Raw genomic sequence first — 233 nt, forward strand, 5'->3', positions numbered from 1 at the left:
ACCGAGGAGTAAGCGCGCCCCTTGAGCCAGTGAATCTTCAACCTGCTGATGCAGTTCATCCCGCAGATCAAAACGTGCCATTGGGCCGAGATCGTTCTCTTCATTTAGCGGATCGCCCATTTTCAGTGCACTGGCTGCCGCAACAAAACGGTGGGTGAATTCTGCCGCAATCCCTTCTTCAATAATAAAGCGTTTCGCTGCGGCACAAACCTGCCCGGTATTCTGATAACGCC

1 protein-coding gene is annotated in these 233 nt (G+C 52.8%); it reads right to left on the reverse strand.

All coding sequences use genetic code 11. The features are described from left to right. Positions 1-233 (reverse strand): aldehyde dehydrogenase family protein (locus FDX22_RS20325; protein WP_146717688.1); only part of this gene is annotated, 233 nt, incomplete at both ends.

This window comes from Citrobacter sp. TBCS-14, from assembly GCF_005280805.1.
In the GTDB taxonomy this organism is placed as follows: domain Bacteria; phylum Pseudomonadota; class Gammaproteobacteria; order Enterobacterales; family Enterobacteriaceae; genus Citrobacter; species Citrobacter gillenii.